Raw genomic sequence first — 21870 nt, forward strand, 5'->3', positions numbered from 1 at the left:
GTTTAGATCCCCAACTTCCAGCCCAATGTACGCATGACATCAGAGAATACACCGGCTGCAGTTACCTCTGTACCCGCACCATAGCCACGCATAACCAATGGGATTGGTTGATAATAACGACTATAGAATGCTAAAGCATTTTCACCATCTTTAACTTTAAATAGCGGATCATCATCATTAACCGCAGCAATCGTAACACGGCACTTTCCGTCAACAATTTCACCGACATAACGAAGTACTTTGCCTTCTTCTGCAGCCTTTTTCGACATTTCAGAGAAGTAAGCATCTGCTTGCGGTAGACGCTCGACAAACTCTTCAATTGAACCTGAGTCATCAAAGCCTGGCGGTAGCGCTTGGTCAACAACCACGTCTTCTAGCTCAATCGCCATTCCAGTTTCACGCGCTAGGATAAGAAGCTTACGCGCCACATCCATACCTGATAAATCATCACGAGGGTCTGGCTCAGTAAAGCCATTATCCATAGCAACCTTAGTCGCTTCACTTAGTGTCATACCTTCATCTAGCTTACCGAAGATGAAAGAAAGGGAGCCCGATAAGATACCGTTGAACTTAACTAACTCATCACCTGCATTGATCAGGTTTTGTAGGTTTTCGATTACAGGTAAGCCTGCACCTACCGTAGTTTCATACATAAGTTTACGACGGGAAGATCGTGCCACCTGGCGAAGCTGATGGTAGTACGCCATGCTCGCCGTGTTGGCTTTCTTGTTTGGCGTTACTACGTGGAAACCCGATTGAAGGAAGTCCGCATATTGCCCCGCAACGTTCTCACTAGAAGTACAATCGACTAATACAGGGTTGATGATGTGGTTACGCTGAACCATTGCACTTAGCGATGCTAGGCTGAACTTCTCGCTTGCATTGCTCATGCGGTCACGCCAATGCTCAAGGTTCAGTCCTTCACCATCCAACAGCATACCTTGGCTATTTGCCAAAGCGCATACGCGAATTACAATGCCTTTCTTCGCAAGTTTTTGTTGCTGGCGAGCTACTTGATCCACAAGTTCACCACCAACACCACCGACACCTACAACAAATAGGTCAAGGAAGTGCTTAGAGTTGAATAGGTTTTCATGGCATGCCTTAATGGCCTTAGAGATTTTATCTTCAGGAATAACGGCCGAGATCGCTCGTTCAGAAGACCCCTGAGCAATGGCGGTAATATTCACGTTCACCTGAGTTAAAGAGGTAAAGAATTTAGACGCAACCCCTCGAGAGGTGCGCATTCCATCACCCACTAGCGTTAAAATAGCCACATCGTCAATAAATTCAACAGGCTCTAACAAGCTGTCTTTTAGCTCTAGCTCAAACGCATCTTCAAGTACGGCTTTTGCTCGCTGACGATCCACCGCTTCAATACAGAAACTGATGCTGTATTCTGAAGAAGACTGAGTAATGAGAACAATAGAGATGCCAGCTGAAGACATGGCGCCAAATACGCGGCTTGCCATGCCTACCATACCCTTCATTCCTGGGCCTGAGACATTCACCATTGTTAACTCATTCAGAGTAGTAATACCCTTGATGTCTAGATTATCTTCGCCAGTATCTAGGCCAATCAAAGTACCTGCACCCTGCGGGTTAAAGCTATTTTTAATTAGGCATGGAATATGGAATTGGGCAATCGGGGCAATGGTCTTTGGATGCAAAACCGATGCGCCAAAGTAAGAAAGCTCCATCGCTTCTTGATAGCTTAGAGATTTTAGTAGGCGTGCATCTTCTACAAGGCGAGGGTCACAATTATAGACACCATCAACATCTGTCCAGATTTCACAGCAATCGGCTCTTAAGCATGCAGCCAATACTGCTGCTGAATAGTCAGATCCGTTACGACCTAGTGTAACCAGTTCACCTTTTTCATTGCCGGCTGTAAAGCCTGGCATTAAATGTACTTTCCCTTTTGGAAGCGGAGATTGAACAAAGTTTTGTGTTGAGACTTCCACATCTACCATAGCTTCAAGGTAGTCACCCTTCGCGTAAAGGTACTGAACTGGGTCAATAAGACCAGCTGCTTGTCCTTTAGCTTCAAGTACTGCTCTCATCAAGCGAATAGAAACTTTCTCACCCTTACTGATAATCCGAGCATTCACGTTGTTTGGGCACATGCCTAGAAGCTCAATACCTTGAACAAATTCAACGAGATTATCTAAGGACTCTTTAACTTGAGCCTCAAACTCTTCCAATTGGATGTTTGGTAACTCTAGCTTAATCTCACTCGCCAACTCAGTGAAAGAGTTACGCAATTCTTTTATCTGAAGTTCAGCACCTTGCTTTTGCAAAGCGGCTTCAATAATCGCTACCAGCTTGTTGGTGGTTTTTCCTGGAGCTGACAGCACTACTGCTAGCTCTTCCTGATCCGCATTGTTCGCAATGATGTTCGCCGCTCGCAAAAACCTATCTGCATCTGCTAGCGAAGAGCCTCCAAATTTCAATACTCGCATTCCATTCTCCCTGAGCTAAAAATTGTCAAAAAAAAGGCCTGTATCTTGTGGGATACAGGCCTTTTTTAAAAAATGTTTCTTTCAGCAGCCTGCCCCAACACTCGTGGTGCTGGTAATAATCATTCGGGTAATCAGGCTACGTGTATTCATCAATCTATTCTAATCAATCTATTTTCTGTGTCTGACTCTAGAATTACCTATTTTGCTTTAATTCGTCAACGACAAATTAACAAAACAGATTAATTTTTCATTTTTGGTAATAAAAATGAGAGTACAAAGGTCGTATAACAACATGAAAAATTTAACTAAAAACAGTAAGTGCACAATATTGCATAAACTAGACAAACAAATTATTGCCAACAGAATGGAAAATCGTCTTTTCTCCATCCATAATTGATACTCTTCAAAGGACTGATTAGGAGGCAAAATGCGATTGAATGTTCGTAGTGCGATACTTTTTGCTGCACTAGCTGCTTCTTTATTACTGACTGCATTCGCTCATGCTGCTTCTGATTTTGACAACGAAATAGAGTATGACGCCAGCGCTGTTTCTTTGGGTTCTCAATCCCCACACCGACTATTCATGTCTGCAGACTCTACTTCTGGTGAACAGTTTGATGAATGGCGAATGGACACAGGGTATGCCTATTCAGTCCTCGACAACATAGACTTATTTGTCGCTACCCGAATCTCAAACTCAGGTGATAGCCAACCCAACCGAGGGTTTCTCAGTGGTGTCAATTATCAATTTAACCAAAAACTGTCGCTCAACAGTGCCATCTACACCGCTTCAGACTCTAGCGAGGAGAGCATCGCTGAATCCATGGGGGCTGAACTATCAGGTAAATATATGCTTACAGAAAGCCTTAATCTAAAAGCAACCTTAGATTACGAAGACTGGCAAAGTGCAATCGAAGTGAAGTTGGGGTTCAGTTTTTAAGTTTTTCTCACACATGATCTTTACACCCGCGTAACTATCCTCCTTTCATGTCACACTACAATACGCAGTTCTGTAACTTAGCAACAGGTAATATAGAGCTACATCACGGTTTTTCACGACCTTTTCGGAACATTGTTAAAAATATCGATTGATTTAAATCAATAAAGTGAAATAAATTAACAAAGACCGATTGTTAGAAAGCTGTTAAGTCGGTATGATGCGCAACTAATTTGGCTAAGAATGAAAGATACTTACGGACATATAGGTATCTTAGAGAATTTCCAAGGAGGGGGACATTGAGGTTAAAGAGGTCATAAGCTGCATCAATAAGTATGCACAAATGATTACCTTAATGTTATTTTTTTGCCTAGAATTTATACTTTTAAAACCCATTACACAAGTTTAGGTAGAGCCAATGCAAACCCCTAACATTCTTATTGTAGAAGACGAACAAGTTACTCGTAGTACCCTCAAGAGCATCTTTGAAGCTGAAGGATACAGTGTATTCGAAGCTACCGACGGCGACTCTATGCATCAAGTGATCTCTGAGAACTCAGTAAACTTGGTGATAATGGATATCAACCTACCAGGTAAAAATGGTCTGCTTTTAGCGCGTGAGCTAAGAGAACAAGCTAACGTTGCACTAATGTTTTTGACTGGCCGTGACAACGAAGTTGACAAAATTTTGGGCCTTGAAATCGGCGCTGATGACTACATCACTAAGCCTTTCAACCCGCGTGAACTCACTATCCGTGCTCGTAACCTTCTTTCTCGCTCAATGAATGTGAGCAAAGATGAAGAAGAAAGCAAAAACGTTGAGAAGTACACGTTCAACGGTTGGGTTCTAGATATCAACAGCCGTTCTTTGGTTAATCCAAACGGCGAAGGCTACAAGCTACCTCGCTCAGAGTTTCGTGCCCTACTTCACTTCTGTGAAAACCCAGGCAAAATCCAAACTCGTGCAGAATTGCTTAAGAAGATGACTGGACGTGAGCTTAAGCCACACGATCGTACAGTAGACGTAACTATCCGTCGTATTCGTAAGCACTTCGAGTCAGTTGCTGGTACTCCTGAGATCATCGCGACCATTCACGGTGAAGGCTACCGCTTCTGTGGTGACTTAGACTAATAGTCGATTGTATATTGATTATAAAAAACCCAGCTAGCGCTGGGTTTTTTCGTTTCTGTACTTAGCAAAGTTTTGAACTAGTAAACCGTATCCACATCAACGGACTTTTCAACTAGCCAGATTTTTTGAACATCACTCTCCAACTCTACCGCTACATCAGCAGACTCAAAATTGCCGTCGTAGTGTTCCATCTGCTTAAATGAAATCTTCCACTGCTTTTCAGTAACCGCTTCTAAATCAAAAGCATTAGCATCAATTTGAAACGCCTCGCCATTGTGTCGAATCCAGATGGAGGTCACGCCTAGATCCGCCGGAATAGCATCACTTGAACTCAAGATTAAGCTGCCGTGTAGAGGAATAGAGTGCACCTCATCAAAGGTCGGCATTTTATTGCCCCACATGGTTGATTCAAGTGTCACACTAGTTTGTTCAACCTGTACTGTTGATGCAGCTTCCATCCAAGGCACTTGTTCGCCTGTAGAGGCACAACCAAACAATAATGCAGAACCAAGCAATACTGTTCCTAATACTTTAACTCTCATGGCTAACTCCTGTTCGTAAACCATTATGAATGTATTTGATTATAAACCTATTATTTATCAAACTCTTGTTCAATCCAATCTCTAAGGACATCTATATCCGCGAGATAACTGGTTTTTATCTCATCGATCCAATCATTAATGTTCTCCCACCATGCAGGCAACTCTGGTGACTGCGCTTGCTGGGCAACCATTTGAATGCGCTTAAGTCCAACCGAGCCAGCCGCTCCTTTGATCTTATGTGCTTCAGAGACAATCGCGTCTTGATCCCTTGCCACCAAGTTGGAGTCCAAAATCGCGACATATTCAGGCATCATTTCTTTAAACAACTCCACGCTATCCAGAACCGGCTTTTTGCCGACGATCTCTATGTAAGAAGTTAGCATCTCTTTATCGACCAATTCGTCCGTTACGGCCTGCTCTACAGCTGAGTCTTCAAGCACAGACTTAGTTGCGTGAGTTTTCTCATCGATGCTTTGATCATCTAAATAACATAGCTTCTTCAATATTTTTCGTAGTGCTTTAGCTGATAATGGTTTGCTAATCGCATCCTGCATTCCTGCTTCACGATAAGCGGTTTTGTCCTTCACTAGATTTGCCGTTAGCGCAACGATAGGAGGTAAGTTTGTATAGCGACTTTGTAGCTCTTCTGCGATATCAAATCCTGTCATGTCAGGCAGTTGTATATCCAATAGTACGATATCGTATTTGGTTGGCTCAAACTTACTCAGGGCTTCTTGGCCTGTCATAGCAACATCAACCGAATGACCAAAGCTATTAATCAAGGAGCGGGCAACAGTGACATTGAGTTCAATATCTTCAATCATAAAAATAGAAAGGGGGCGTTGCAGTGGTTCAGGGGTTTCAACTATCGCTGTCACGCCTTTTCCACGCGGAACGACAATCTCAACAGTAAAAGTACTGCCATGTCCCAATTCACTATTTGCGTAAATATCACCACCCATTTTTCTAATCAACGACTGGGAAACAGCAAGACCAATGCCGGTACCTACAGCATGCAGATTACCTTCTTCTGACTTCACCTGGTAATACATGGCAAAGATCTTTTCCAATTCAGACTCTGGGATCCCAACACCGGTATCTTCTATTTCAAAGCGAATCGCTATTTGGTTGTCTTCAGTTGGGTCAGCACTCACATTCACGAATACCCCGCCCTCAGCGGTAAACTTCATCGCATTGCTAATAAGGTTCCACAACACTTGGCGCAGCCTCGTAGCATCAACAACAATGCTATCAGGCATATCGGTTAAGCGCTCTAACTCAAACCTAAGGCTTTTTTGTTCTGCCATAAGGCGCGACAAACTATCTAGTTCAGTAACAAAGTCATTAAAATTTAGCTCTGATGGAACAAGCTCCAATTTATTACGGTCAAACTTATCTATATCAATGATATCGTTAAAGATATGCCCAAGAGTAATCGCACTGACATTTATAGTTTGCATATACTGACGCTGCTCTTTATCAAGACTGGTGTCCAATAGCATTCTACTAAGCCCAACAATACCGTTAAGTGGCGTTCGTAGCTCATGACTAATAGTAGAAATAAAAGTAGTTTTATCTCGGCTGGCCTTCTCTAGGGATTTTTCATTAAGCTTACGCTCTGTGATATCACGACCAAAGCCCACTAAACCAAGATGCTGGCCATCTTTGTTGAAGAATGGCACCTTACGCAATTCAAAGTAGGCCTTTCTACCATCAGGGTACTCAAGCCATTGCTCGTAGATGAGCTCTTCTTTGTTTTCAAACACGATCTGATCGGTCTCTACGATCTGTTGCGCGATCTCTTTTTTATAGACCTGCCATGGCGTTAAACCAACAAGCTCTTTTTCCTTCTTACCGGTGAGTTTTTCTACGGCTTGGTTACACCCAGAAAAGACACCATCGGCAGTGCGGTAATAAAACAAATCAGGACAAGCATCGATAAATGAACGCAGTAGCGCCGTTCTTTCAGAAAGGGCTATCTGAGTGACTTCTCGCTGAATCACTTCGTGTTCAAGGTCGAGCATCGCTTGCTCTCGAGACTCCTCTGCGGACAAGCGCTCTTTCATCTCGAGATTTAATTTATCTAAGTTCTGGGTAAGTTGATTATTGAGTTCTAAGTCCCGCTCTCGCATATCGCTAAGCTTTGATACTAGTTTTGACAGGCGGCGACGAGATTCTTCAAGTTGCTCAACCACTATCGAAATAAAATACACCGCCCAAGGTGTCATGATCAGTCCAAAGGCGAGAGAACGAAGCATGTGCTTATACTCAAACTCTTCAACTAGAACCCAGCTAATACCTAGCTGTACCAAGATCGCTAAAGTGATCAATGCAACGGCAATGAGAAAAGAGAATCGATAGATCCCGAGTTTGACCAGTAGGTCAACGTAGTATTGTGAGTAGGTTTTCAGCTGTTTCATCAAGCAGTCCAATTGCTGTAACTGCTTGTAGTCTATCTTGCCTAACCGTAAAAGTAAGTAAGGCAAGGGAGTAATTTAGAGGTAAGTTAGCTCAATATCGGCTTAGTGTAGATAAAAGGTTGTTCAATAAGAGAGCCCTGCGCACCATTGCGATCCAGTGCTCGCCCTATTTCAGTCATCGCCAGCCAGCGATTTTCGCACCATAATGGGGATAACAAAGTAGGCCTGCGCGCCGCCGAAGATACTCGATGGTAAACCACTTCTGGAGGTGTCATTCGAATCAGATCTGACGCAATATCAACATAAACATCAAGCTCTGGAGCCTCAAGTTTGCCCGCCTTCCATGCTTTAGCCATGGTACTCCCTTCTACAATATGTAAACCATGCAGTTTAATACCATCAGTTCCAACCTTTAGTACTTTCTGTAATGTTTCGATATTGTCTTGTTTGGTCTCTTTAGGTAGGCCCACAATCAAGTGCGTACATACTTTAATGCCATTTTCACGAGCTTTCTTGGTTATATCTGCATAGCATTCGAAGTCATGGCCACGATTTATACGCTTTAAAGTATCGTTGTTCGCGGTTTGTAGACCTAACTCTAACCAGATTTCGTAGCCTTTTTGCTTGTACTCCACCAGCAGTTCCATCACTGCATCAGGAACACAGTCTGGACGTGTTCCAACACAAAGCCCCACTATATCTGCAGACTCTAAAGCTTCTTCATACATACTTCTTAGAACCTGAACCTCTGCAAAAGTATTGGTATAAGCCTGAAAGTACGCAAAGTATTTCTTAGCACGTTTTATTTCTTTGGAGCGCTCGCTCAGTTGAACTTGGATTGCTTGTGCTTGTGTCGATTCATCGACAAATGATGAGACATTACAGAACGTACAGCCACCACGACCAATCGTTCCATCGCGGTTAGGACAGCTAAAACCACCATGAAGAGTCAGTTTGTGTACCTTTTCGCCATAACGACGTTGAAGGTCCTGACCTAAGGTATTGACGAGTTCATGTAACTGCATTGGATTATTAACCTGTAAAAGCGATTTATGGCTGACATCCTGTCATGAAACTTAATTACATCCCTGCAAGCAAAGGTCGCATATTTTAGCATTTTCACCTTTTTATATCGATGGGTATTTTTTGCACTAACTATTCACGCAAAGGGTTGCATGTGAATATAAACGCAAGAATGTTAAATAAATGTAAGCTGGAACTGTTCATAAAAAATCCATTTTGGTGCAACTTTAGTTGGAATTAAGCTAGACAAAATTGTAGGATAGTTACAACTATCGCCTAAAATCGGCTATTTTAAAGCCTTCGATTTAGACGAATAGTCGGTCATATTCCGCACCTACCTTTATAAGATTCTATTAATCAGAAGCTAAATATTGGAAATGACCAAGGAATGTTTTTCTCGCAAACTTTTCAGCGAGAGACGGAATGGAAGCAGGCTAATGCACACAATTAGCCCTTAAGAAGACAATTATAAGGAATGGCACGGGAGCACTCCCACTGCCGCATTAGATTGGAAGGATTTACCTATGTTGGATACAGAGCAATCAGCCCAAGGTTTATATACTCCTGAATTGGAGCATGACGCTTGTGGCATCGGTTTTGTTGCTCACCTCAAAAACCGAAAATCTCATCAAGTTGTAACTCAAGCATTGGATATGCTAGCCCGTATGGAACACCGTGGTGGCCAAGGCTGTGATCCATGTTCAGGCGATGGTGCAGGTATTCTGCTTCAGAAGCCGCATGAGTTTCTACTAGAAGAGACTGTTAAACTGGGCATTCGCCTACCGTCTTTTGAGAAATACGGTGTGGGTGTAGTACTCTTCCCTCGTGATGAGTACAAACGTGCACAGTGTCGCGACATTCTAGAGCGCAATGCACAACGACTAGACCTTGAAGTTCTAGGTTATCGCGTTCTGCCTACAGATAACTCAATGCTGGGTGCCGACCCATTAAGCACTGAGCCTCAATTCGAACATGTATTCATTACAGGTGGCCCAAGCACAACACCTGAGGAGCTTGAAAGAAAGCTATACGTTCTGCGTAACTATACTGTTCGAGTATGTCTGGAAAGTGTTTCTAACATTGGCGATGACTTCTATATCAACTCTTTGTCTTATAAGACATTAGTTTACAAAGGTCAGCTAACTACAGAGCAAGTACCTCAGTACTTCCTTGACCTACAGAACCCAACCATGGTGACTGCACTTGCCTTGGTTCACTCACGCTTCTCAACCAATACATTCCCAAGATGGCGTCTGGCTCAGCCTTTCCGCTACATTGCACACAATGGTGAGATCAACACAGTTCGCGGTAACCTGAACTGGATGAAGGCACGTGAGGCAATTCTTGAATCTGATTTATTCAGCCAAGCTGAAATCGATATGCTTCTACCTATCTGTCAGGAAGGTAGCTCAGATTCATCCAACTTTGATATGGCTCTAGAGCTTCTAGTGCTATCTGGTCGTACTCTTCCACACGCTTTGATGATGCTCATCCCAGAAGCATGGCAAGAAAACAAAAACATGGATCCTAAGCGTCGTGCGTTCTATCAGTACCACGCGAACATCATGGAACCATGGGACGGCCCTGCATCAGTATGTTTTACTGATGGTGTTCAAGTTGGCGCAACACTAGACCGTAATGGTCTACGTCCTTCTCGCTACACAGTAACTAAAGATGACTTCCTAGTAATGGCATCAGAATCTGGTGTAGTAGAAATTGAACCAGAGAACGTTGAATTCCGTGGTCGTCTACAACCAGGTCGTATCTTCGTTGCTGACCTTGAACAAGGTCGCATCATCTCAGATGAAGAAGTAAAAGATTCAATCTCAAATGCTCAGCCGTATGAGAAGTGGGTTGAAGAAAACCTATTGAGTCTGAAAAAATTGCCTGACGCAGAAAATGAATTCAACCAACCTTCTGCAGAGCGCCTATTGCATAAACAACAAGCATTCGGTGTAAGCTCTGAAGAAGTAAACGAAATTATTGTACCAATGGCAAAAGAAGGCAAAGAGCCTCTTTCTGCAATGGGTGCTGACTGGCCTCTAGCAGTGCTATCGCATCAGTCTCAACACCTTTCTAACTACTTTAAGCAGTTATTTGCTCAGGTAACCAACCCGCCAATCGATCCAATTCGTGAGCGCATGGTTATGTCTCTGAATACTTACCTTGGTAAAGATCAGAACCTACTGACTGAAACTCCTGAACACTGTCAAAAAGTAGAGCTTGAGTCTCCTGTTCTATCAAACTCTGAACTTGAGAAACTGCGTGCTATCGATAATGAGCACCTGCAAGCTAAAACTTTGGATATCGTATTCCAAGCAGGCGAAGACAAAGGCAAGCTAGAGCGTGCCCTAAAACGTATCTGCCAATACGCAGAAGATGCCGTAGTCGATGGCTACTCAATCATCCTTCTAACTGACCGTGCAGTGAACTCAAACCATGCTGCAATCCCAGCGATGCTAGCTGTGGGCGCAGTACACCATCACCTGATCCGTAAAGGCCTACGTGCTAAGTGTGACATCGTGGTTGAAACGGGCGACGCTCGTGAAACGCACCACTTTGCAACGCTAATCGGTTACGGTGCTAACGCAATCAACCCTTATCTAGTAATTGAAACTATGGTTGACCTGCAGCGCACTAAGAAACTGGATCCAGAAACGCACATAAAAGACCTATTTGAGAACTACCGTAAGGGCGTTAATGGCGGCCTACTGAAGATCTTCTCTAAGATGGGTATCTCGACACTGCAGTCTTACCATGGTGCTCAAATCTTTGAAGCACTAGGTATCAGCAAATCTGTTGTCGATAAATACTTCACTGGTACGGTTTCTCGTATTCAGGGTCTAACGATTGATGACATCGCAAAAGAAGTGATGGTCCGTCACCGTATCGGTTACCCTACGCGTGAGATCCCAGTACAACTGCTTGATGTAGGCGGCGTTTATCAGTGGAAACAACGTGGTGAAAAACACCTGTTTAACCCTGAAACAATCTCACTTCTACAACAGTCAACTCGCAATAAAGACTTTGCTCAGTTTAAGCAATACACACAGGCTGTTGATAGCCAAGGTGATAACGCTGCGACTCTGCGTAGTCAATTGGATTTTGTTAAGAATCCAGCTGGCTCAGTCCCAATTGAAGAAGTAGAACCAATCGAAAGCATCCTCAAGCGCTTTGCAACAGGTGCTATGTCATTCGGTTCTATCTCTTACGAGGCACACTCTACCCTTGCTGTTGCTATGAACCGCATCGGTGCTAAATCAAACTCAGGTGAAGGTGGTGAAGACCCATCTCGTTTTGAGCGTAAAGAGAATGGTGATTGGGAGCGTTCTGCTATTAAACAGGTCGCTTCAGGCCGCTTCGGTGTAACCTCTTACTACCTGACCAACTCTGACGAAGTTCAGATTAAGATGGCACAGGGAGCTAAGCCAGGTGAAGGTGGCCAGCTACCGGGTGATAAAGTCGATGACTGGATCGGTGCAACACGTCACTCCACTCCAGGGGTTGGCTTGATTTCACCACCGCCACACCATGATATCTACTCAATTGAAGATTTAGCTCAGCTTATCTACGACTTGAAAAACGCAAACCGTACTGGTCGCGTTAACGTGAAACTAGTATCAGAAGCCGGTGTAGGTACGATCGCATCTGGCGTAGCGAAAGCAAAAGCCGACGTTGTTCTAATTGCTGGCTTTGATGGTGGTACAGGTGCGTCGCCAATGTCCTCTATTCGTCACACTGGTTTACCGTGGGAGCTAGGTCTAGCTGAAACTCACCAAACACTGCTGAAGAATGGTCTACGTAACCGTATCGTTGTTCAGTCTGATGGCCAAATGAAAACACCTCGAGACCTTGCAGTGGCAACACTACTCGGTGCTGAAGAGTGGGGCGTAGCAACTGCCGCATTGGTTGTTGAAGGTTGTATCATGATGCGTAAGTGTCATAAAAATACTTGCCCTGTAGGCATCGCGACTCAAAATAAAACTTTGCGTGAGCGCTTTGATGGCCGCGTAGAAGACGTAGTAACCTTCTTCCAATACATGGCTGAAGGCATGCGTGAAATCATGGCTGAACTTGGTTTCCGCACTATCGAAGAGATGGTCGGCCAATCCCAGAAGCTGAAAATACGCGAAGATATCGCACATTGGAAATACAAAAATCTAGACTTATCACCTGTTCTACACGTGGAACCTGCCCGTGCGGAAGATGGCGTATTTAATCAAATTGAGCAAAACCATAATCTAGAAGATGTATTGGATCGTAAGCTTATCCAAACGGCAATTCCTGCTTTAGAAAATGGCGCTACTGTTGAAGCTGAATTCCCAATCATCAACACTGACCGAAGTGTAGGCACCATGTTGTCTAACGAAATTTCAAAGGTGTATAAAGACCAAGGCCTGCCTGAACCAATGAACGTTAAGTTTAACGGTAGCGCAGGTCAGTCATTTGGTGCTTTCCTTGCTAAAGGCGTTAAGTTTGAAGTTGAGGGCGATGCAAACGACTACTGGGGTAAAGGCCTATCTGGCGGTACGCTAGTACTTTACCCGAATGCTAACTCAAGCATCGTTCCTGAAGACAACATTGTTGTCGGTAACGTATGTTTCTACGGTGCAACCTCTGGCGAGTCATACATCCGTGGTCTGGCAGGCGAGCGCTTCTGTGTTCGTAACTCCGGCGCTAAGGTAGTTGTTGAAGGTGTCGGCGACCATGGCTGTGAGTACATGACGGGTGGTGTAGCAGTAATTCTTGGCTCTACAGGTCGTAACTTTGCTGCTGGTATGAGTGGCGGTGTTGCGTACGTTTGGGATAAAGGCGGTGATTTTGAAAGCAAGCTTAATGCTGAGCTTGTAGACCTAGATCCTATCGAAGCAGAAGACAAAGCTCTGCTACTCGATATGCTAACTAAACATGTTCAATTCACAGGAAGTGAGGTTGGTCAGTCTTTCCTCGACAATTTTGAGGTGAGCTTGCAGTCATTGGTTAAAGTAATGCCACGTGACTACAAAGCTGTTCTTCAAAAACGCGAGGCAAAAGCTGCGCAACAAACAGAAGCGGAGGCAGTTTAATCATGGGTAAGCCTACTGGATTTTTGGAGCACGGTCGTGAGCTTCCACAAAAACGCGACCCATCTGTTCGTATCGAGGACAACAAAGAGTTTGTACTCAACGAAGAGTTCGGTGAAAAAATTAATACTCAAGCATCTCGTTGTATGGACTGTGGCGTACCTTTTTGCCACAGCGGTTGCCCTATCGGTAACATTATTCCTGAGTTCAACGATGCGGTTTACCGAGACAGCTGGGAAGAGGCTTGGAACATCCTAAGCTCTACTAATAACTTCCCAGAGTTTACGGGGCGTGTATGTCCTTCTCCGTGTGAAACAGCCTGTGTATTAGGGATCAACCAAGACCCTATTACTATCTGTAACATCGAGAAAACTATCGTCGAACGTGCCTATAAAGAAGGTTACGCGAAACCGAAGAAGCCACGTGCACGTACAGGCAAGAGTGTTGCAATCATTGGTAGTGGTCCTGCTGGTCTATCTGCTGCTGAACAGCTAAACAGTGCCGGTCATTGCGTGACTGTATTTGAGCGTGACGAAAAAGTAGGTGGTCTACTGCGCTTTGGTATCCCTGACTTTAAACTGAGCATGGATATTATTGACCGTAAGATTGATCTTATGGCTGAAGCTGGTGTGAAGTTTGAGGTCAATGCTCATATTGGCGTTGATATCAACGCTCTGCAATTACGCCAAGACTTTGACGTTGTATTGCTCACTGGTGGTTCTACTGTACCGCGTGATCTTCCAATTCCGGGCCGTGAATTCTCCGGCGTTCACTTCGCTATGGAATTCTTGGGTCAAAACAATCGTCGTGCTAATGACATGGACTTAAAGAGTGAAGAGATTCACGCAGCAGGAAAACATGTTGTCGTTATCGGTGGTGGTGACACAGGTTCTGACTGTGTAGGTACCTCTAACCGTCATAAAGCTGCAAGCATTACTCAGGTTGAGATCATGCCGATCCCACCAGAGAAGCGCCCTGCTAACATGCCATGGCCGCAATACCCAATGATAATGAAAACAACCACTTCTCACGAAGAAGGCTGTGAACGTCATTGGAATATCCTAACCAAAGAGTTTATCGGTAACGATAAAGGTGAGGTAACCGGTCTGCGCATTGCTGATATCGTTTGGCAAGACGCAGCTCCTGGAGAGCGTCCATCATTTGAAGAAGTTGCTGGTAGCGAACGAGTGATCGCTTGTGATTTAGCATTCCTAGCGATGGGCTTCTTACATCCAGAACCAACAGGCATCTTAGCTCAACTAGACATCAAGCTAGATGACCGAGGCAATGTAACAACCGAAGGGTTTGCAACAAACCAAAAAGGTGTATTTGCTGCCGGTGATATGCGCACAGGGCAATCTTTAGTTGTTCGCTGTATCAACGAAGGCCGTGAAAGCGCAATCGCTATCGACAAATACCTAATGCAAAACTCTAACCTTGAAGCTAAAGCTGATTCTTTAATGCTTGCTGAATAGTTAGACAGTTAAAAATTCCAATCTTTGGCCAGCCGTAACAACGCTGGCCTTTTTTGTATCTAGCATAAACTGCCTCATCCCCAATCACTGTAAGTCAGTGATCAGAAATAGCGCTGAAAATCAAAGCGGAATCTTTGATAAGCATTTGTTCTACAATTAAAAATACTAACGCTGTTATCGAGTATTTTAACAAGCTAGGATGAGCAGTTATTTACTACGATTAGTATCATATCACCCTACTTCTGCATCGTTCATTCCTTGACCTTTTTCTGTTTTGGATTTAATTTGTCAAACCCATGCAAAAAAAATGTATCCATAATGTGACATATTTTGGGCGTTGGAATGCTTAAATATTCATTGGATATGTCATTGCTAATGCAATGAGCAAAAGGAGTAATGCGATGGCTTTGTATGATCCGAGCTTTGAAAGAGACAACTGTGGATTTGGATTAATCGCCCATATGGAAGGCGAGGCAAGTCATAAATTGGTACGTACCGCCATATCAGCACTGGATAGAATGACTCACCGAGGTGGTATTGCCGCCGATGGTAAAACGGGTGATGGTTGTGGATTGTTGCTACAAAAACCCGACTCTTACTTCCGTATGATTGCCCAAGAACAGCAATGGAACCTAGGTAAACAATATGCCGTTGGCATGTTCTTCTTAAGTCGCGACCCTGTTATCAGCGAACAATGCAAAGCGACCATTGATAAAGAACTCGGACAGGAAACACTATCAGTAGAGGGCTGGCGAACTGTGCCAACCAACAGTGATGTCCTCGGTCCTATCGCATTAGAATCCCTTCCCTCCATTGAGCAAGTCTTTGTTTCAGCGCCTGCAGGCTGGAGTGAAAAAGACATTGAGCGCCGCCTATATATAGCGCGACGCCGAATTGAAAAAGTACTAGCTGAGCAACAAGACTTCTATATTTGTAGCCTTTCAACCAAGGTGATCGTGTACAAAGGCCTGTGTATGCCAGCGGATCTACCGCGCTTCTACCTTGATCTCGCAGATCTTCGTCTTGAGTCTGCGATCTGTCTATTCCACCAGCGATTCTCGACCAATACTCAACCTCGCTGGCCATTGGCACAGCCGTTTCGCTATCTTGCTCACAATGGTGAGATCAACACCATTCAAGGGAATAGGCAGTGGGCGAAAGCTCGAGCCTATAAATTTGCTTCACCACTGTTGCCCGATCTACAAACTGCGGCTCCATTCGTCAATGAAACTGGATCGGATTCATCAAGCCTAGATAACATGCTGGATCTCTTCCTTGCTGGAGGAATGGATATATTTAGAGCCATGCGAATGCTCGTTCCACCCGCATGGCAAAACCATCCAGATATGGATCCTGATTTGCGGGCTTTCTATGATTTCAACTCCAAGCACATGGAACCATGGGATGGACCGGCAGGTATAGTGTTGTCCAATGGTCGCTACGCTGCCTGTAACTTAGACCGCAATGGCTTGCGTCCCGCACGCTATGTCATCACTAAAGACAAGTTGATCACCCTTGCGTCAGAGGTAGGAATCTGGGATTACGCTCCAGACGAGGTTTCTGAAAAAGGGCGTGTGGGTCCCGGCGAGCTTCTGGTCATCGATACTAAGGAAGGAAAATTGTGGCATTCCGAAGAAATCGATAACGACCTAAAGAGTCGTCACCCTTATCGTGAATGGATGGAAAATAATGTTCATAAACTTACCCCATTTTCAGAGCTGAGCAGTGATGAAATTGGGCAACGTAGCCTGAACGATGATGAGCTGAAAACCTATCAAAAACAATTCGCCTTTAGCCGAGAAGAGCGAGAACAAGTGCTTAAGGTGCTCGGTGAAATCGGCCAAGAAGCGGTTGGTTCTATGGGTGATGATACTCCGATGGCGGTGCTTTCATCCCGTGAGCGCTTAGTCACCGATTATTTTAGACAGAAATTTGCCCAGGTCACCAATCCACCAATAGACCCGTTACGTGAAAAACACGTCATGTCTCTTGCCACAAGTGTCGGCAAGGAGATGAATGTCTTTAACGAGACTGATGGGCATGCGTATCGGGTCACCTTTGATTCGCCTGTGTTGCTCTATTCTGACATGCAGCAACTGCTAGAGTTAAATCAAAAACACTATCAACATCAGTATTTTAACCTGTGCTATTCACCCGATGAACTGTCTTTAGAACAAGCCATTAGATCTCTGTGTGACGCGTCAGAACAAGCGGTGCGAGATGGCGCAGTGCTACTTGTACTGTCCGATAGAAACCTAGAAAAAGGCAAGCTCCCTATTCCCGCAGCTATGGCAGTGGGTGCTGTGCAAAACAGACTGGTGGAAGCGCAATTACGCTGTGATACCAATATCATTGTCAAAACCGCTACCGCTCGCGACCCTCATCAATTTGCGGTTTTATTTGGCTTTGGGGCAACAGCTGTTTACCCCTATCTTGCTTACGAAATACTTGCTGAACAAATAGATAATGGTGGCATCAATAAGCCTTATGCTGAAGTCATGCTTAACTACCGTAAGGGCATAGATAAGGGGCTATTTAAGATCATGTCCAAGATGGGCATCTCAACCATTGCTTCTTATCGTTGCTCACAGCTGTTTGAAGCAGTTGGTCTGCATCAAGATATTATCGAGCTGTGCTTTAAGGGTGTCAGTAGCCGTATTCAAGGTGCTCACTTCGATGATTTCCAGCAAGATCTGTTTAACTTATCGCGAAAGGCGTGGACGAAACGTAAAGATATCGAACATGGCGGTTTACTCAAATACGTTCACGGTGGCGAATATCATACCTACAACCCTGATGTCGTTAGCCAACTGCAAACGGCTGTAAAAACAGGGGAAAACCAAGATTATCAAACTTACGCAAACCAGGTAAATCAACGTCCAGTTTCGACTCTGCGTGACCTGATGCAGCTGAAGAAAGCACCGCAACCATTGGCTAATGAACAAGTAGAACCCGCTAAAGAGCTGTTCAAGCGCTTCGACTCAGCGGCTATGTCCATTGGAGCTCTTAGTCCTGAGGCTCACCAAGCACTCGCTCAAGCCATGAACCATCTTGGGGGCTACTCCAACTCAGGAGAAGGTGGCGAAGATCCAACACGTTTTGGCACCAACCGTAACTCCCGTATTAAGCAAGTGGCATCTGGGCGCTTTGGTGTCACACCTCACTACCTCACCAATGCTGACGTTCTGCAAATCAAAGTAGCGCAAGGCGCTAAGCCCGGTGAAGGGGGGCAGTTGCCTGGCCATAAGGTTACCGCTGAGATAGCCAAGCTAAGGCATTCCGTACAAGGGGTGACCTTGATCTCCCCTCCCCCTCATCATGATATTTACTCTATTGAGGATCTGGCGCAATTGATCTTTGACCTAAAACAGGTCAATCCTAATGCCTTAATATCAGTTAAGTTAGTTTCAGAACCTGGTGTTGGCACCATTGCAACAGGTGTTGCTAAGGCTTATGCAGACCTTATTACCATCTCAGGATACGACGGAGGCACAGCGGCCAGTCCACTTACATCGGTAAAATATGCCGGTAGCCCGTGGGAGTTGGGGCTTGCCGAAACTCAACAAGCACTAGTAGCAAATGGGCTTCGCCATAAGATTCGCCTACAAGTGGATGGTGGTCTAAAAACAGGGCTCGACGTTATTAAAGGTGCCATTTTAGGCGCTGAGAGTTTTGGTTTTGGAACAGCGCCAATGGTCGCAATGGGCTGTAAATTCTTAAGAATTTGCCACCTTAATAACTGTGCTACTGGGGTTGCAACTCAAGATGAAACCCTGCGTAAGGAATACTTTAAAGGCTTACCTGAAATGGTCATTAACTATTTTACGGGTCTTGCCGAAGAGGTTCGAGGTTATCTGGCGGAACTGGGTGTAGAAAAACTGACAGATTTAATTGGTCGTACCGATTTGCTTGAGGTTGTCGAAGGGTTTACCGCTAAACAAAGCAAGCTTGATCTTAGCGATATCCTCGAGGCTCCCGTATCTCCTACCGAGGCACCGGTATTCTGGTCTGAACCCAATAAACCGTTTGATCAGGCCTTTCTCAACCAAACTATTGTTGAAGAGGCGCTAACTGCAGTCGAAGCTAGATCACCACTTAATCTTTATTATGACGTAAAAAATACCGACCGCTCTATCGGCGCGCGCCTCTCTGGTGAGATCGCCAAGCGATATGGTAATGCAGGCGTCGCAGGTTCGCCTATCGGCTTAAACCTAAACGGTACAGCAGGACAGTCTCTTGGTGTTTGGAACGCTGGCGGTGTACACATTAAACTCACTGGTGATGCCAACGACTATGTTGGTAAAGGTATGGCTGGAGGCAAGATCTCCATTCGACCTCATTTAGGTTCAGCCTTTGAAAGCCAGCAAGCAGCGATTATTGGTAATACCTGTTTGTATGGCGCAACGGGCGGTAAATTATTTGCTGCGGGCCGAGCCGGAGAGCGATTTGCCGTACGTAACTCAGGTACCATAGCCGTAGTTGAAGGTGCAGGTGACAATGCCTGTGAGTATATGACAGGTGGTATTGTTGCTATCTTGGGGGCTACTGGCGTGAACTTTGGCGCAGGTATGACCGGGGGCTTTGCTTATGTATTTGACCACAACCAAGACTTCCAAGGTCGAGTGAATCGAGAGTCAGTAGAAGCGATCTCACTTGAATCTTTGGTTATTCACCAAGAACACTTACGAGGCTTAATTGCCGAACACCTTGAAGAAACTGCTTCTTCTCATGCAGAGGCTATCTTGGCTAATTTCGACAAATGGATACCAAGGTTCTATCTGATCAAACCAAAAGCTGCAGATTTGAACACTTTGCTAGGGCATCAAAGCCGTAGCGCCGCTGAATTAAGGGTTCAAGCTCAGTAATGAGCTCGAAGTAAGGATACTGAGTTATGAGTCAGAATGTTTATCAATTCATCGATGTAAGTCGTGTCGATCCGGCAAAGAAACCACTAAAGATCCGCAAGATAGAATTTGTGGAAATTTATGAGCCTTTTACCAAGCAGCAAGCGAGCGCACAGGCAGATCGATGCCTAGACTGTGGTAACCCCTATTGTGAGTGGAAATGTCCCGTTCATAACTACATTCCACAATGGCTAAAACTGGCTAACGAAGGACGAATTATTGAGGCTGCAGAGTTATCCCATCAAACTAACTCCTTGCCAGAGGTTTGTGGACGAGTTTGCCCTCAAGATAGGCTTTGCGAGGGTTCATGTACCCTAAATGACGAATTTGGTGCTGTCACTATAGGCAATATTGAAAAATACATTACAGATAAAGCCTTTGAAATGGGTTGGAAACCCGACATGTCAAATGTCGAATGGACAGACAAAACTGTTGCCATTATAGGCGCAGGTCCGGCCGGCCTAGCGGCCGCAGATATTCTAGTTCGTAATGGAGTAAAGGCTGTTGTATATGATCGCTACCCCGAAATCGGCGGACTCCTTACCTTCGGCATCCCTTCTTTTAAGCTAGAAAAAGAAGTGATGCAAAACCGACGCAAGATATTCACTGAGATGGGTGTGGAGTTTCAACTCAATATAGAAGTAGGTAAAGACATCTCTATGGATGAGCTCATCAATAAGCATGATGCCGTCTTTTTAGGCGTAGGGACCTACAAGAATATCCGAGCTGGTTTGGACAACGAGGACGCAAATGGAGTCTATGATGCCCTGCCATTTTTAGTTTCAAATACCTACGATGTCATGGAATTTAAAGACAAGCACCCTCTTGTCAGTATGCAAGATAAACGAGTCGTTGTGCTTGGTGGTGGCGATACCGCGATGGACTGTGTGCGCACCTCTATTCGTCAAAATGCCAGCAACGTTATTTGTGCCTATCGCCGTGATGAAAAGAACATGCCGGGCTCCAGGCGTGAAGTAAAGAACGCTCGTGAAGAGGGTGTTGATTTTCAGTTTAACTTACAACCGCTTGGAATCGAAGTTGATGACAATGGCAATGTTACAGGGGTAAAAGTCGTAAAAACCACTCTTGGCGAACCTGATGAAGCAGGCCGTCGCCGTCCTGTTGAGGTCGATGGCAGTGAGCATGTGTTAGCTGCAGATGCTGTGATTATGGCCTTTGGGTTTCAACCTCATGCTATGGATTGGTTAACACCTCATGGTGTTGATTTGGACCAATGGGGAAGAATTAAAGCACCTATCAATCAAGAGTTTGCTTTTCAGACCTCTAACAAGAGGATCTTCTCAGGCGGTGATGCCGTAAGAGGTTCTGATTTAGTGGTGACTGCGATTGACGAAGGTCGCAAGGCCGCCGAGGGCATACTCGACTTCTTAGATGTATAAATTGGATGTATAGATTCTATATAGAGAGACAAGATGTACAAAATAATCACATTAGCCGCAGTAGCCGCAACGCTACTCGGCTGCAGTAATGGAGAGATAACGATGCAAGATCGAAGTACACAACCTTGTGGTGACAAGCCCAATTGCGTTTCAACTCAAGATAGTCGTGAAAAGTTTACTCTGGCCCCTTTTACCTTAACGGAAAATGCTAGCTTAGATGAAATTGAAAAAGCTGCATTAAGCTTAGGGCAAGCAAAAACGGCAAACAAAGATCAGAATTACTTAAGAATCGAATACACCAGTCGTGTATTTCGTTTTGTCGATGATCTTGAGCTTCGTATCGAAGGGAACAGCTTAATCGTTCGCTCAGAATCTCGTACTGGTCACTCTGACTTTGGGGTAAACCGAAAGCGAGCTGACGCACTACGAGATGCCCTAAAGCAAGCAGGACTAATCTAAATCTCTCCTCCCTAAAACTCCTATGCTACAATCTCGCTCTATCTACATAGCTA

General features: G+C 44.7%; 11 protein-coding genes. 7 read left to right on the forward strand and 4 right to left on the reverse strand.

Annotation, left to right across the window (positions count from 1 at the left end; translation table 11 throughout):
• Positions 1-2: 2 nt before the first annotated feature.
• Positions 3-2462: a bifunctional aspartate kinase/homoserine dehydrogenase I gene (thrA, locus tag OCU48_RS11075; protein WP_141344972.1), complete on the reverse strand. Its 2460-nt coding sequence runs from the start codon at positions 2460-2462 to the stop codon at positions 3-5.
• 427 nt (positions 2463-2889) lie between these two features.
• Here thrA and OCU48_RS11080 point away from each other — a divergent pair, with 427 nt between their 5' ends.
• Both OCU48_RS11080 and arcA read left to right on the forward strand, forming a co-directional pair.
• Positions 2890-3402: a hypothetical protein gene (locus OCU48_RS11080; protein ID WP_141344971.1), complete on the forward strand. Its 513-nt coding sequence runs from the start codon at positions 2890-2892 to the stop codon at positions 3400-3402.
• A gap of 415 nt (positions 3403-3817) precedes the next feature.
• Positions 3818-4531 carry a two-component system response regulator ArcA gene (arcA, locus tag OCU48_RS11085; RefSeq protein WP_141344970.1) on the forward strand — a complete coding sequence of 238 codons (714 nt, stop codon included), beginning with the start codon at positions 3818-3820 and terminating at the stop codon, positions 4529-4531.
• A gap of 77 nt (positions 4532-4608) precedes the next feature.
• Here arcA and OCU48_RS11090 read toward each other — a convergent pair whose 3' ends face one another.
• The 3 genes from OCU48_RS11090 to mnmL form a co-directional block, all read right to left on the reverse strand.
• Positions 4609-5073 (reverse strand): hypothetical protein, encoded by a 465-nt coding sequence (locus OCU48_RS11090; RefSeq protein ID WP_141344969.1) that lies wholly within the window; start codon positions 5071-5073, stop codon positions 4609-4611.
• Between the two features lie 50 nt (positions 5074-5123).
• Positions 5124-7493: an aerobic respiration two-component sensor histidine kinase ArcB gene (gene arcB, locus OCU48_RS11095; protein ID WP_141344968.1), complete on the reverse strand. Its 2370-nt coding sequence runs from the start codon at positions 7491-7493 to the stop codon at positions 5124-5126.
• A gap of 86 nt (positions 7494-7579) precedes the next feature.
• Positions 7580-8518: a tRNA modification radical SAM protein MnmL/YtqA gene (gene mnmL, locus OCU48_RS11100; RefSeq protein WP_141344967.1), complete on the reverse strand. Its 939-nt coding sequence runs from the start codon at positions 8516-8518 to the stop codon at positions 7580-7582.
• 522 nt (positions 8519-9040) lie between these two features.
• Here mnmL and gltB (OCU48_RS11105) point away from each other — a divergent pair.
• The 5 genes from gltB (OCU48_RS11105) to OCU48_RS11125 all read left to right on the forward strand — a co-directional run bounded on the left by gltB (OCU48_RS11105) (position 9041) and on the right by OCU48_RS11125 (position 21817).
• On the forward strand, positions 9041-13582 hold the full coding sequence (gltB, locus tag OCU48_RS11105) for a glutamate synthase large subunit (RefSeq protein WP_141344966.1): 4542 nt from the start codon (positions 9041-9043) through the stop codon (positions 13580-13582).
• Between the two features lie 2 nt (positions 13583-13584).
• Entirely contained in the window at positions 13585-15054 is a 1470-nt protein-coding gene (locus OCU48_RS11110) for a glutamate synthase subunit beta (protein WP_141344965.1), read from the forward strand.
• 401 nt (positions 15055-15455) lie between these two features.
• Positions 15456-19919: a glutamate synthase large subunit gene (gltB, locus tag OCU48_RS11115; RefSeq protein WP_141344964.1), complete on the forward strand. Its 4464-nt coding sequence runs from the start codon at positions 15456-15458 to the stop codon at positions 19917-19919.
• A 26-nt stretch (positions 19920-19945) separates the two neighbouring features.
• Positions 19946-21358: an FAD-dependent oxidoreductase gene (locus OCU48_RS11120; protein WP_141344963.1), complete on the forward strand. Its 1413-nt coding sequence runs from the start codon at positions 19946-19948 to the stop codon at positions 21356-21358.
• Positions 21359-21391: 33 nt separating this feature from the next.
• Positions 21392-21817 (forward strand): DUF1499 domain-containing protein, encoded by a 426-nt coding sequence (locus OCU48_RS11125; RefSeq protein WP_141344962.1) that lies wholly within the window; start codon positions 21392-21394, stop codon positions 21815-21817.
• The last annotated feature ends 53 nt before the right edge of the window (positions 21818-21870 follow it).

It is taken from the genome of Vibrio inusitatus, assembly GCA_024346935.1.
Taxonomy (GTDB): Bacteria; Pseudomonadota; Gammaproteobacteria; order Enterobacterales; family Vibrionaceae; genus Vibrio; species Vibrio inusitatus.

What these genes read in the sequence shown, in the direction of transcription:
- thrA (WP_141344972.1), bottom strand. Translation starts at nt 2,462, where the DNA reads ATGCGAGTATTGAAATTTGGAGGCTCTTCGCTAGCAGATGCAGATAGG.
- OCU48_RS11080 (WP_141344971.1), top strand. Translation starts at nt 2,890, where the DNA reads ATGCGATTGAATGTTCGTAGTGCGATACTTTTTGCTGCACTAGCTGCT.
- arcA (WP_141344970.1), top strand. Translation starts at nt 3,818, where the DNA reads ATGCAAACCCCTAACATTCTTATTGTAGAAGACGAACAAGTTACTCGT.
- OCU48_RS11090 (WP_141344969.1), bottom strand. Translation starts at nt 5,073, where the DNA reads ATGAGAGTTAAAGTATTAGGAACAGTATTGCTTGGTTCTGCATTATTG.
- arcB (WP_141344968.1), bottom strand. Translation starts at nt 7,493, where the DNA reads ATGAAACAGCTGAAAACCTACTCACAATACTACGTTGACCTACTGGTC.
- mnmL (WP_141344967.1), bottom strand. Translation starts at nt 8,518, where the DNA reads ATGCAGTTACATGAACTCGTCAATACCTTAGGTCAGGACCTTCAACGT.
- gltB (WP_141344966.1), top strand. Translation starts at nt 9,041, where the DNA reads ATGTTGGATACAGAGCAATCAGCCCAAGGTTTATATACTCCTGAATTG.
- OCU48_RS11110 (WP_141344965.1), top strand. Translation starts at nt 13,585, where the DNA reads ATGGGTAAGCCTACTGGATTTTTGGAGCACGGTCGTGAGCTTCCACAA.
- gltB (WP_141344964.1), top strand. Translation starts at nt 15,456, where the DNA reads ATGGCTTTGTATGATCCGAGCTTTGAAAGAGACAACTGTGGATTTGGA.
- OCU48_RS11120 (WP_141344963.1), top strand. Translation starts at nt 19,946, where the DNA reads ATGAGTCAGAATGTTTATCAATTCATCGATGTAAGTCGTGTCGATCCG.
- OCU48_RS11125 (WP_141344962.1), top strand. Translation starts at nt 21,392, where the DNA reads ATGTACAAAATAATCACATTAGCCGCAGTAGCCGCAACGCTACTCGGC.